The organism is Microbacterium gubbeenense DSM 15944 (assembly GCF_000422745.1).
In the GTDB taxonomy this organism is placed as follows: Bacteria; Actinomycetota; Actinomycetes; order Actinomycetales; family Microbacteriaceae; genus Microbacterium; species Microbacterium gubbeenense.
Window position 1 is genome coordinate 150003 of sequence record NZ_KE383914.1, and the last position, 12214, is coordinate 162216.

The window sequence follows — 12214 nt, forward strand, 5'->3', positions numbered from 1 at the left end:
ACTTTATTCGGCTACCGTATGTGGGGATCCCATCCCCGACCAGTACGACCCCTCGTGAAGCAGCGTGGGACAACAGGAGGACACTCATGCGAACGCACTTCGCATCACGCGGCCGAGCACTCGGCCTCACAGCGGTCGGCCTCGCGGCGACGCTCGGGCTCGTCAGCGGTTGTTCCGCGGACAGCGGCGGCACGGGAGGAGGCGACTCGTCGGACACGGTCAACTACGCGCTTCCGGCGAACGCCACCCCGAACTGGCTCGTGCCGCTCGCGACGGCCGGCAAGATGACCTCGCATAACTCGGCCATGATCCGTTCGCTCTACGAGCCGCTCATCGCGTACGACGGCTCCACGGGCACGGTCGATCGGGTCGCGGATGCCGATCTTGCCGACACCGTCGAGTTCAGCGATGACGACACGCAGGTCACCATCACGCTCGACGACCGCACCTGGTCCGACGGCGAGCCGGTCACCTCGGCCGACGTCGCCTTCTGGCTCGACCTTGTGAAGTCCAACAAGGACGTGTGGGGCAGCTACCGCGAGGGCGCGATGCCCGACCTCATCAGCTCGGTCGAGACTCCGGACGACAAGACCGTCGTGCTCGGCTTCGACAAGGCCTACAACGAAGAGTGGCTGCTCGCCTCGCAGCTGACGCTCATCGTGCCGATCCCTGCGCACGCGTGGAGCATCACGGAAGACGGCGGCACGCCCGATCCCGAGCTCGCCAAGACCCCGGAGGGCGCGAAGCAGGTCTGGGAGTACCTCATCGCGGAGGGCGAGGACCTCTCGGGATACGCCGACAACCCCCTGTTCGACACGATCAGCGGACCCCTCGCGCTCGAGAGCTTCAGCGACTCCGGCAAGGTCACGCTCGTGAAGAACGACGCCTACGACGGCGACGACGCGGCGAACGCCGAGACGATCAACTTCCTGCCGTACACGAGCACGGACGCGGAGGTCGCGGCCGTCCGCGCGGGCGAGGTCGACTACGGATACATTCCGACCGGCGAGCTCGCTAACGCCGGCCAGTACGAGGACCTCGGATACGACGTCGTGAACTGGGACGGCTGGGCGATCACCTACCTGCCGTACAACTTCAACAACCCGACGATGGGCGCTGTCTACTCGCAGCTGTACGTGCGCCAGGCGCTGCAGCACCTCGTCGATCAGGACACGATCTCGGATGTCGTCTGGCACGGCGCCGCCAACCCCGGTTACGGCCCCGTCCCGCAAGACCCCGACAACAAGTTCCTCTCCGATGAGCAGCGCGACAACCCGTACCCCTTCGATCCGGATGCCGCGACGACGCTCCTCGAGGACAACGGCTGGACGCTCGGATCCGACGGTGTCTACGTCTGCGAGACGGGCGCCGACTGCGGCGAGGGGATCGAGGACGGCCAGGCGCTGTCGATCACGATCCTCACGCAGAGCGGCAACACCGAGACCGACAACATGTTCGCCGCGATGAAGTCGACCTTCGAAGAGTCGGGCGTCGGCGTCACGGTCAAGGAGGCCCCGCTCAACACGGTGCTCGGGTCGATCCCCTCGTGCGAGTCGGACTCGCCCGAGTGCACCTGGGAGCTGCCCTTCTTCGGCACCGCGGGGTCCTGGTACTTCCCGGCATACCCGACCGGCGAGCAGCTGTTCTCGACCGGCGGCGGCTCGAACTTCGGTTCGTACAGCGATGCCGAGATGGACGAGCTCATCCAGAACACCCTCGCCGCGGGCGATGAGACCGCGATGCAGGAGTACTCGGCATACGGCGCGACCCAGCTGCCCGTCATGTGGGTTCCGAACCCCGTCTACCAGGTGTCGGTCATCGACAGCGGCCTGACCGGCGTGGAGCAGGACTCCCTCGGCAACTTCCACCCGCAGCGCTGGGGCTGGGAGAAGTAATCCCTCGTGAGCAGCATCCCTGACTCGCTCCCCGCGACCGTCGCCCAACAGGCGGCGGTCGCGGGGAAGCGACCCCGTCGCAATCCGTACCTGTTCTTCCTGCTGAGGCGCATCGGCCAGGCGCTCATCGTGATCTTCGTCGTCACCGTCGTCGTCTTCGCGCTGCTGCAGATGCTGCCCGGCGGTCCCGCCCGTGGCGTGCTCGGCGTGCAGGCCACGGCCGAACAGATCGCCCAGTTCAATCACGAGCAGGGCTACGACCGCCCGGTCTGGGAGCAGTACATCCTGTTCCTCGGTCGCCTTCTCACCGGTGACCTCGGGCAGTCCTACCTGCTCAACATGTCGGTGACCGACGCCATCAGCCAGCGGCTTCCGAAGACGCTCCTGCTGACGGGGCTGTCACTCGTGATCGCACTCCTCATCGCGATCCCCGTCGGCATCTTCCAGGCGGTGCGGCGCAACAAGGGGGCGGACTACACGCTGTCGACGATCGCGATCGTCGCGTACTCCACGCCGAGCTTCTTCCTCGGCATGCTGCTCATCATGATCTTCAGCCAGAACCTCGGGATCCTGCCCGCGAATGCCCCGCAGGGCGAGACGATCGCGGCCGTGCTCGCCGAGCCGCAGCGCCTCATCCTCCCCGTGCTCACGGGCGCGATCCCCCTCGTGGCGAACTTCAGCCGCTACATGCGCTCGTCGGCGCTCGACAACCTCAGCGAGGACTACATCCGCACCGCGCGCTCGAAGGGAACGCCGTTCCGCCGCGTGCTCTCGCGCCACCTGCTGCGCAACTCGCTGACGCCGGTCGTAGCGATGCTCGGGTACCAGCTTCCGGTGATGTTCGGCGGAGCGCTCGTCATCGAGCAGCTGTTCAACTACCCCGGCATGGGCCTGCTGTTCTGGAGCGCCGCGCAATCGAGCGACTTCCCGGTGCTGCTCGGGTGCGTGCTCGTGATCTCGATCGCCACCGTCGTCGGATCCCTGCTCGCCGACATCATCCAGTCCCTGCTCGACCCACGCACGCGAGGAGGCATCGCATGAGCTTCATGAAGCGCTTCTCGCAGAACCGCCTCGCCGTGGTCGGGCTTGCGATCCTCGTCATTGCGATCCTGTTCGTCACGATCGGCCCGCTCGTCTACCCCACAGATCAGGTCCGCACGGTGCTCGAGAGCGCCGACCTGAAGCCGGGCGTCGAGGGGCATCCGCTCGGAACCGATTCGCTCGGCTACGACGTGCTCGGCCGGCTCATGGTGGGCGGGCGCACGTCGCTGCTCGTCGGGATCCTCGCGGGTCTGCTCGCGACCGTCATCGGAACGCTCTGGGGCGCGATCGCGGGCTACGTCGGCGGCATCGTCGACGCCGTCATGATGCGCATCGTCGACGCGGGCATCGCGATCCCCGCGATCTTCCTGCTGCTCGTGCTGTCGAGCATCGTGCAGCCGAGCGAATGGATCATGATCCTCGTCATCGGTTTCGTGTCCTGGCTGGTGCCCGCTCGCCTCGTGCGCGCGGAGTCGCTGTCGGTGAAGACGCGCGACTACGTCGTCGCCGCCCGTGCGATGGGCGGATCCCACACGCGCATCGTCGTGCAGCACATCGTGCCGAACACGATCGGCACGGTCGTCGTCAACGCGACGTTCCAGGTCGCCGACGCGATCCTGCTGGTCGCGTACGTCAGCTTCCTCGGCATGGGCCTGCAGGCGCCCGCGACCGACTGGGGCGCGATGCTCAGCGACGGCCTCGGCCTCGTCTACCAGAACGCGTGGTGGCTCATCCTTCCGCCGGGCATCGCGATCGTTCTCGTGGTGTGCGCGCTGAACTTCGTCGGCGATGGGCTGCGCGACGTATTCGATGTGAAGGGGAAAACCGCATGACCTCCCAGACAGTGCTGCGCATCGATGACCTGCGCGTGCGCTTCGCGGGCCGTGACGACTTCGCGGTGCGCGGGGTGAACCTCGACGTGTCGAAGGGCGAGGTCGTCGCCCTTGTCGGCGAATCCGGATCCGGCAAGTCGGTCACCTCGTTCGCAGCGATGGGGCTGCTGCCGCGCACGGCGACCGCGACGGGATCGATTCGCGTGGGCGGCGAGCACGAGGTCATCGGCCAGCCGGACGCCGCGCTCGACGGCCTGCGCGGACGCGTCGTGTCGATGATCTTCCAGGAGCCGATGACCGCGCTCAACCCGACCATGACGCTCGGCGGGCAGATCGCTGAGGCGGTGCGCAACCACACGGACTCGTCGAAGCACGTGGCGCTCGAGCGCGCGGTCGAGCTGATGACGCTCGTCGGCATCCCGGATCCCGAGAAGCGCGCGGGCCAGTTCCCGCACGAGCTGTCGGGCGGCCAGCGCCAGCGCATCGTCATCGCAATCGCGCTCGCGTGCGAGCCCGACGTCATCATCGCGGACGAGCCGACGACCGCACTCGACGTGACGGTGCAGGCTGAGATCCTCGACCTGCTGCGCCGGCTCGTGCGCGAGCGCGGCACCGGGCTGATGATCATCACCCACAACATGGGCGTCGTCTCGGACCTCGCCGACCGCGTCTTCGTGATGCGGCACGGGCAGGTCGTCGAGTCGGGTCCCGCCGAGCACGTGCTCACGGATCCCTCCCACGAGTACACCCGCACCCTGCTCGCGGCGATCCCGACGCTGCCGCCGGCCGCCTTCGGGGGCGCCGAGGCGTCGTCCGCGCCGCACGAGTTCGACGCGCCTGAGGATCCGGTGATCCTCTTGCGCGGCGTGAACGCGGGCTACCGCGTGAACGGACGCCACGTTCCGGCCGTGCACGACATCGACCTTGCGATCGGCGCGGGCGAGTTCGTCGGCCTCGTCGGCGAGTCGGGATCCGGCAAATCGACGGTCAGTCGCCTCGCTCTCGGCCTCCTGCCCGCGTCGTCAGGCGAGCTGACGCTGCTCGGCCAGCCCCTGAACGAGCTGAAGGGCCGCCGCGCGCGTCGCCTGCTGCGTGAGGTCGGCGTCGTGTTCCAGGATCCGGGTGGGTCACTGGATCCGCGTAAGACGGCGGGGGAGTCGATCGCCGAGCCGCTCGCGATCCACGCCCGCGGGATGTCGCGCGCGGCGAAGCGCGCGCGGGTGGCCGAGCTGCTCGATGCCGTGCGCCTGCCGCGAGACACGGCAAGCCGATACCCGCACGAGTTCTCGGGCGGCCAGCGCCAGCGCATCGGCCTCGCCCGGGCGCTCGCGCTCACTCCCCGACTGCTGGTTGCCGACGAGCCGACGAGCGCCCTCGACGTGTCTGTGCAGGCGGAGGTGCTTGACGTGCTGCGGAGCCTGCACGCTGAGCTCGGCTTCGGGTGCCTATTTGTCAGCCATGACCTGGGTGTCGTGAACGAACTCACCGAGCGGGTCGTCGTCATGCGACGCGGTGCGATCGTCGAACAGGGGCGCACGTCGGATGTGCTGCGCGCTCCGCGAGAGTTGTACACGCAGGAGCTGCTGGCATCCGTGCCGTCGCCCGACCCCATCGCGCAGCGCGAGCGCCGTGCCGCGCGCGCTGGACTTCTGGAGAAGTGAGAACCGTGACGAAGCCCCGCATCGCGATCGTCGGAATGGCGATCGAGTCGAGCGCGTACGCCGCACACCGCGCCGGGTACCGCGACTTCCCCGTGCTGACCGGCGAGGCGCTCATCCGCCGCTACGCCTTTCTCTCAGACGGCGCGCCGCTCGCAGAGGCAGCCGAGTGGATCCCCGTGTTCATGGCGCGCGCCATCCCGGGCGGTGCCGTGCTGCGAGAGGTCTATGACGACTTCAAGGAGCGCATCGTCTCGGGCCTTCGTGGCGCCGGACCGGTCGACGGCGTCTACTTCGACATCCATGGCGCGATGAGCGTCGTGGGACTCGACGACGCGGAGGGCGACCTCGTGACCGCGGTACGTTCGGTCGTCGGGCCCGATGCGATCATCACGGCGCCGATGGATCTGCACGGCAACATGTCGGAGACCCTCGCGCTCGCCCTGGACCTGCCGACCTGCTATCGCCTGGCGCCGCACGAGGACGCCTGGGAGACGAAGGAGCGCGCCGCGCACCGCCTCGTCGAGTGGATCCGTCGCGGCGAGAAGCCGCTGACCGCCTGGGTGCGCGTGCCGATCCTGCTGCCGGGAGAGAAGACGTCGACGCGTGTCGAACCCGCCCGTTCGCTCTACGCTCAGCTCGATGAGGTCGAGCAGCGCGAGGGCGTCAGCGACCTCGGTCTGTGGATCGGGTACGCCTGGGCCGATGAGCCGCGCTGCCACGCGACCGTCATGGTCACGGGCGACGACGAAGCCGTCATCGTCGCTGAGGCCGAGCGCATCGCGGGCGAGGTGTGGGACGCGCGAGACGACTTCGCGTTCGTCGGCCCGCCCGGATCCCTCGACGACGCCGTGGCGAACGCGCTCGCGCACGACGGGGCCCGCCCCTACCTGATCAGCGATTCCGGCGATAACCCGGGCGCGGGCGGATCCGGTGACGTCACGTGGACGCTGGAGCGGCTGCTCGCGGATCCGCGGCTCACGGGCGACGACGCTCCCGTCACCTACGCGGCATCGATCTTCGACGCCGGCGCGGTCGAACAGCTCTTCGCGCACGCCGTCGGCGACGCGGTCGACGTCACGGCCGGCGCGCGGGTCGACCACCGGGTGGCCGGGCCGGTGCGGATCCGCGGCGAGCTGCTGTCGCTGCACTCCGGCGATCCTGCGGCGGGACGAATCGCGGTCATCCGCGTCGGCGGAATTCGCGCGATCGTCACCGAATTCCGCAAGGCGTTCCACGACGTCGCCGACTTTCACGCGATCGGGCTAGACCCGACCGAGGCGGACATCGTCGTCACGAAGATCGGATACCTCGAGCCGACCCTCTACGACGTCGCTCAGGGATGGACGCTCGCGCTCACACCCGGCCCCGTCGACCAGGATCTCGAGCGCCTCGGCCACTCGAGGATCGGGCGGCCGATGTATCCGTACGATCAGTTCGAGACGCGCCCCGACCTGTCGGCGGCGGTTCTTCGCGGTCGCGAGTACGTGCGCGGCTTTGCGGGAGCTCACGAAGGCAGTGCGACGCGATGACGGCGTTCGAGCTGGCGGTGCAGGATCCCACAGGCGTGGCGATTGCCGAGCGCGTGCGCCCGACGCGGATGGAGCTCTGCTCGGCGCTATCGACGGGCGGCGTCACGCCGTCTGCCGGCCTCATCGAGCAGGCGGTGGCGACGGGCGTTCCGGTGCACGTTCTTGTGCGGCCCCGCGAGGGCGGGTTCACGTATGACGATGTCGAGAAGCGCACGATCCTGGCCGACGTGCGGCACGCAATGAGCCTCGGCGCGGCGGGAGCCGTGATCGGCGGTCTCGTCGGTGACGCCGTCGACCTCGACCTCGTGGTCCGCGTGCGCGCGGCATCGGACGGAGAGGTGACGTTCCACCGCGCGTTCGACCAGCTCTCCGACCAGCGTGCGGCACTCGATCAGCTCGCGGAAGCGGGCGTCGCGCGCGTGCTGACCTCGGGAGGCCGATCCGCAGCAGCCGACGCGCTCGTCGAGCTGCGTGCGCTCGCGGCCCACGCGGCCGGACTCCTCCAGGTCATGGCGGGTGCGGGCGTCACCTCGCGCAATGCCGCATCGATCGCCGCGACGGGTGTCGACGCGGTGCATGCGTCGGCGAAGCGCACCGTGACCGACCGGCTCACCGTTTCTCTCGGATCCGCTGCCGGTGCCGGCGAGACGCGCTATGCCACGACCGATGAGGACGAGGCCACCGTGATCCGCGAGATCCTCGCGCCGGGTGCCGCGCTGTGACCGCGCTCGGCATCGACTACGGCGGCACACACACGAAGTTCCTCCTCGTATCGCAGGGCGGCGAGGAGCTCGCCCGCGAGACCGCTCCGACGGGCAGCATCGACGAGCTGGGAGACCGCGTCGCGAGGTTCCTCGCTTCCGCGCCGGCCGACGCATTCGGGGTGACGGTCGCCGGCACGCTCGACCCCGCGACCGGCATCGTCGGCCGCAGCACGAACCTGCCCTGGCTCGACGGCACGGCTCCTGCCGAAGTACTGTCGGCGCGCCTCGGCATTCCCGGAACGGCGGTGCAGGACGGCGAGGCGGCCGCGCTCGCGGAGGCGCGCCTCGGCGCGGGCCGCGGCAGCGATGACGTGTTCGTCCTCGCGCTCGGTACGGGCATCGCGGGCGCCCACGTGACTCGCGGATCCGTTCGCCGCGGCGCTCACGGGGCCGCTGGCGAGGTGGGGCACATGCGGGTTGCGACGAACGGCGTGGTCTGCTCGTGCGGACAGCTCGAGTGTCTCGAGACCGCGATCGGCGGACATCAGCTCGCCGCGCGCTGGGCAGAACGCGGCGGTGCGGGCGCCGACGGAGCGACGGCCGTCGACGTCGTGCGCGCCGCCGAGTCGGGCGACGAATCGGCGCGCGCCGCGCTCGACGACGCCGCGCGTGCGCTCGGCCGCGCGATCCTCGAGGTGAGCGCCCTGGTCGATCCGGAGCTCATCGTCGTGGGCGGCGGGCTCTCCCGATCGCCCGAATGGACGGTGCACCCCGCGATCGAGATGGCCCGCGCGAGCGCGACGTTCCACACGGTGCCGGAGATTCGGCTGGCGACGCTCGGCGTGTGGGCGGGCGCGCGCGGCGCTGCCGAGGCCGTGCGGCGGGTCGGGCCCTAGACTCCGAGCACCACGTTGACGGGATCCTCGCCTCGCGCGAGGCGCGCCGCCTGCTGTGCGATGAGCTTCGCGATGCGCGGGGCCATGGCGGCCGTGCGACCGCCGACGTGCGGCGTGATCAGTGTGTTCGGCAGGGTCCACAGCGGATGGTCCGCGGGGAGCGGCTCCGGGTCGAACACATCGCTCGCCATGCGGATCCGCCCGCGAGAGATGTGATCGACGAGCGCGTCCGTATCGAAGGTCGGACCGCGGCCGACGTTGACGACGAGTGCACCGTCGGGGAGCGCCGACAGCGCCGCGTCGTCGATCAGGTGATGCGTCGCGTCGCCGCCCGGTAGGACATTGACGAGGATCTCAGCCGACGGCAGCAGCTCGGCGAGGTCGTTGATCGCGTGCACGCGGATCCCGTCCTCCTCGCGGGCTCTTGACGCGACGACCACCAGCTCGGCCTCGAAACCCTCGAGGCGCTTCGCAATCGCTTTGGCGACGCCGCCGTACCCGAGCATGACGATGCGGCGGTCGGCGAGCCCGGCGGTCCAGAAGTTGTCCCAGTCGCCGCGATCCTGATTGCGCACCACCGTGGGCAGGTCTCGCTGGGCCGCGATCATCAGGCCGACTGCGAGCTCGGCGGTCGCGGCCTCATGCACGCTCGTGGCGTTGGCGTAGAGCACACCATCGGGCAGCGCCTTCGCCACTCCGTCGAACCCGATGGCCTGACCCTGGATGAGCCGGGGTGTGACGGCCGCGCTCGCGCGCAGCATCTCGCCCTGCTTCATGTACGGCGGCACGACGAGATCGATGCGCTCGCGGGGCGGTGCACCCTCGGCCCACAGCACGACCTCGATGTCGAGCGACGGATCGAGCCGCTCCCGCACGTCGGCGGCAAGCTGCTCGGTGGGCACGGAGACGGTGAGTGATTCGGTCACACGTCCACCGTACCGGGAAGAAAGGGCCCGCCCTCCTGCGTGCACAACTACGGCAGATCCTGCCCCGGCGCCCGGGATCGGGCGGTTTTATGCGGCAGCTGCCCGGACGTGCCGTACTTGTGCACGGAGTGCGGCGCGCGGGGCACTACAGGCCGGCACGCAGAAGGCGCGCTCCGGAACGGATCCGTGAGCGCGCCTTCTGCGAACCGCTACGCGACCTGGAGGGCGTTCAGCGCACTCTCGAAGAAGCGCAGGCCGTCGATCCCGGAGCGCATCGCGTCGGGCGTCGACGGGCCGAAGCCTGGCTCGACCGCATGCTCGGGGTGCGGCATGAGGCCGACCACGTTGCCGTGCTCGTTGGTGAGGCCCGCGATGTCGTCGATGGATCCGTTCGGGTTGACGCCCGCGTAGCGGAACGTCACGAGGTTCTCGCCGTTGATGCGCTTGAGCGTCTCGGCATCGGCCGTGAAGCCGCCGTCGGCGTTCTTCAGCGGAATCACGATCTCTTCGCCGGTCTTGAACCGGTTCGTCCATGCCGTATCCGAGTTCGTCACCGTGAGCTTCTGGTCGCGGCGGATGAACTGCTGGTGCGCATTGCGGATGAGGCCGCCCGGCAGCAGGTGCGCCTCGACGAGCATCTGGAAGCCGTTGCAGATGCCGAGAACCGGCATGCCCTTCGCGGCAGCCTGCTTGATCTCGGACATGATCGGGGCCAGCGCGGCGATCGCGCCGGCGCGCAGGTAGTCGCCGTACGAGAACCCGCCCGGCAGGATCACGGCGTCCACGCCGTCGAGGTCGTGGGACCCGTGCCACAGGGCGACCGGCTCCGCGCCTGCTGCGCGCACCGCGCGCTGGGCGTCGCGGTCGTCGAGCGAACCGGGGAAGGTGACGACGCCGATGCGGGTCGCCATCACACGACCTCGATGCTGACGACGTCCTCGATGACCTGGTTCGAGAGGATCTCCTCGGCGAGGGTCTTCGCCTCGGCGAGCACCTCGTCGGTGACCTCGCCGTCGACCGTGAGCTCGACGCGCTTGCCGATGCGCACGTTCTGGAACTTCTCGTGGCCGAGTCGCGCGAGCGATCCGGTGACGGCCTTGCCCTGCGGGTCCAGCAGCTCGGCCTTGGGCATGACGTCGACGACGATGGTGGGCATGTGTGAGCTCCGGAAGTCGCGGGCGGGAAGGACACCCCGATTCTAGCCGGTCGACGCTGACCATTAATAAGATGCGGGTATGCCCTTCCTTATCGGTGCCCTCAACCTCGCGCTGTTCGTCGCGTCGCTCGTCGACATCATTCGGATCCCCGACGACCGCGTGCGATACCTGCCGAAGATGGTCTGGATCCTCGTCGTGATTCTGCTGCCGTTCATCGGCAGCATCCTGTGGTGGGTTCTCGGGCGCGAGTACGAGCAGCGCGGTGCGCGTCTGCGTCGTGCCCCGCGGCGGGCGCAGCAGCCTCCCGCGACGCCCGCACGCACGCCCGGATTCCGTACGACGGAGCAGCAGCTCGAAGACCTCGAGCGCGAGGAGTACGAGGCCAAGCTGCGTGAGGAGATCGCCCGCCGCAGAGGCGAGCGCGGCCTGAGCTGACGCGTAATATGAGGAGCTCTGGCCGATGGCGGCCGGGGATCGTGCGGTGACGAGCGCCGCGCGACAACGAGACGATCTGGAGTCCGCGATGACCTTGAAGAGCGACGCCGGAAGCGCGACGCTCGAGCAGGTCGCGGTTCGTGCCGGGGTATCCCGGTCAACGGTGTCGCGGGTCGTCAACGGCGGGCATCGGGTCAGCCCCGAGGCGCTGACGGCAGTCGAGAAGGCGATCGCCGAGCTGAGCTACGTGCCGAACAGGGCCGCGCGCTCTCTCGCCTCTCGGCAGACGCACGCGATCGCGCTCGTCGTGCCCGAGGACACGATGCGGTTCTTCGGGGATCCCTACTTCGCGGCGATCGTCACGGGCATCAACGATCGCATCTCCGCCTCGCCGTACATGCTCGGGCTGTTCATCGCGTCGAAGGACCCCGACGATAAGGCCGCGAGCTACGTGTCATCCGGCAATGTCGATGGTTCGCTCGTCGTCTCGCACCACACCAGCGACGCCTTCGTCGGGCGGATCGCGCGCACGACGCCAGTCGTCTACGGAGGCCGCCCGATGCATCCGCGCCCGGGCGAGTGCTGGGTCGACGTCGACAACGTCGAGGGCGGTCGCATGGCCGTCCGTCACCTCCTGAGCCGGGGGTGCCGGCGGATCGCGATGATCACCGGCCCGCAGAGCATGGCCTCGGCTGTCGACCGTCTCACCGGCTGCCGGGCGGAGCTCGCCGATGCGGGCCTCGAGCTCATCGCGGTCGAGGACGGCGACTTCTCGGCCACGGGCGCCGAGGAAGCGATGCGGCGCATCCTCGCCTCCGGTGCCGCCCCCGGACGGCGTGTTCGTGGCGAGCGACCTGATGGCCAGGGGTGCGCTGATCGAGCTGCAGCGCGAAGGCGTCAGCGTGCCCGACGAAGTGGCGGTGGTGGGCTTCGACGACTCGCCCGTGGCCTCGTCGGTGTCTCCGCCGCTCACCACCATCCGTCAGCCGTCGCGCGATCAGGGTGCGGCGATGGCCGACGTGCTGCTGCAGGTGCTGGCGGGGCAGGATCCGCCCCGCGAGACCATCCTTCCGCTCGAACTGGTCGTTCGAGAGAGCGCCTGAGCCACCCTCGACCCGGTTCTGTTGGAACCCCTGC

11 protein-coding genes and 1 pseudogene are annotated in these 12214 nt (G+C 69.3%); 9 read left to right on the forward strand and 3 right to left on the reverse strand.

All coding sequences use genetic code 11. The annotated features are described in order from the left end of the window. Positions 1-86: 86 nt before the first annotated feature. From G510_RS0114090 to G510_RS17185, 7 genes are read left to right on the forward strand one after another with little or no spacing between them, the layout of a single operon-like run. Positions 87-1895: a peptide ABC transporter substrate-binding protein gene (locus G510_RS0114090; RefSeq protein WP_029154129.1), complete on the forward strand. Its 1809-nt coding sequence runs from the start codon at positions 87-89 to the stop codon at positions 1893-1895. A 6-nt stretch (positions 1896-1901) separates the two neighbouring features. Next, complete coding sequence (locus tag G510_RS0114095; RefSeq protein ID WP_425411303.1) at positions 1902-2936, forward strand: ABC transporter permease; 1035 nt, start codon at positions 1902-1904, stop codon at positions 2934-2936. After that, positions 2933-3769, forward strand: a complete 837-nt coding sequence (locus tag G510_RS0114100; protein WP_036323585.1) for an ABC transporter permease — start codon at positions 2933-2935, stop codon at positions 3767-3769. Before G510_RS0114095 ends, G510_RS0114100 begins: the two co-directional genes overlap by 4 nt. Continuing rightward, positions 3766-5430: a dipeptide ABC transporter ATP-binding protein gene (locus G510_RS0114105; RefSeq protein WP_029154132.1), complete on the forward strand. Its 1665-nt coding sequence runs from the start codon at positions 3766-3768 to the stop codon at positions 5428-5430. The genes G510_RS0114100 and G510_RS0114105 overlap by 4 nt, the downstream gene beginning before the upstream one ends. Continuing rightward, positions 5427-6959, forward strand: a complete 1533-nt coding sequence (locus G510_RS17180) for a M81 family metallopeptidase (protein WP_425411304.1) — start codon at positions 5427-5429, stop codon at positions 6957-6959. The genes G510_RS0114105 and G510_RS17180 overlap by 4 nt, the downstream gene beginning before the upstream one ends. After that, a complete protein-coding gene (locus G510_RS0114115; protein WP_029154133.1) occupies positions 6956-7681 on the forward strand; it encodes a copper homeostasis protein CutC in 726 nt (241 codons plus the stop codon). Before G510_RS17180 ends, G510_RS0114115 begins: the two co-directional genes overlap by 4 nt. Next, the gene (locus G510_RS17185; protein ID WP_051216794.1) at positions 7678-8559 is read left to right on the forward strand and encodes an ROK family protein; all 882 of its coding nucleotides are present in this window, start codon (positions 7678-7680) and stop codon (positions 8557-8559) included. Before G510_RS0114115 ends, G510_RS17185 begins: the two co-directional genes overlap by 4 nt. Here the strand turns inward: G510_RS17185 and G510_RS0114125 are convergent. The 3 genes from G510_RS0114125 to purS all read right to left on the reverse strand — a co-directional run bounded on the left by G510_RS0114125 (position 8556) and on the right by purS (position 10641). Next, positions 8556-9485: a 2-hydroxyacid dehydrogenase gene (locus G510_RS0114125; RefSeq protein ID WP_029154134.1), complete on the reverse strand. Its 930-nt coding sequence runs from the start codon at positions 9483-9485 to the stop codon at positions 8556-8558. The genes G510_RS17185 and G510_RS0114125 overlap by 4 nt on opposite strands. A gap of 209 nt (positions 9486-9694) precedes the next feature. Further along, positions 9695-10396 carry a phosphoribosylformylglycinamidine synthase subunit PurQ gene (gene purQ, locus G510_RS0114130; RefSeq protein ID WP_029154135.1) on the reverse strand — a complete coding sequence of 234 codons (702 nt, stop codon included), beginning with the start codon at positions 10394-10396 and terminating at the stop codon, positions 9695-9697. Beyond that, entirely contained in the window at positions 10396-10641 is a 246-nt protein-coding gene (purS, locus tag G510_RS0114135; protein ID WP_029154136.1) for a phosphoribosylformylglycinamidine synthase subunit PurS, read from the reverse strand. Before purS ends, purQ begins: the two co-directional genes overlap by 1 nt. A gap of 79 nt (positions 10642-10720) precedes the next feature. On the opposite strand from purS, the gene G510_RS0114140 reads away from it, so the two are divergent. Continuing rightward, positions 10721-11077: a PLD nuclease N-terminal domain-containing protein gene (locus G510_RS0114140; protein ID WP_029154137.1), complete on the forward strand. Its 357-nt coding sequence runs from the start codon at positions 10721-10723 to the stop codon at positions 11075-11077. Between the two features lie 88 nt (positions 11078-11165). After that, a pseudogene (locus G510_RS17190) lies at positions 11166-12180 on the forward strand (LacI family DNA-binding transcriptional regulator). Positions 12181-12214: the final 34 nt, after the last annotated feature.